At 52.7% G+C, this 201-nt stretch carries 1 rRNA gene; it reads right to left on the minus strand.

Going from position 1 to position 201, the window contains the following annotated elements:
* Nucleotides 1–201, minus strand: a 16S ribosomal RNA gene (locus tag HWW83_RS25585); the annotation flags it as partial.

Here is a 201-nt window from a genome sequence, read left to right on the forward strand (position 1 = left end):
CAGTAATTCCGATTAACGCTTGCACCCTCCGTATTACCGCGGCTGCTGGCACGGAGTTAGCCGGTGCTTCTTCTGCGAGTAACGTCAATTGATGAACGTATTAAGTTCACCACCTTCCTCCTCGCTGAAAGTGCTTTACAACCCGAAGGCCTTCTTCACACACGCGGCATGGCTGCATCAGGCTTGCGCCCATTGTGCAAT

Origin of the sequence: Serratia ureilytica (genome assembly GCF_013375155.1) — a bacterium.
Taxonomy (GTDB): Bacteria; Pseudomonadota; Gammaproteobacteria; order Enterobacterales; family Enterobacteriaceae; genus Serratia; species Serratia ureilytica.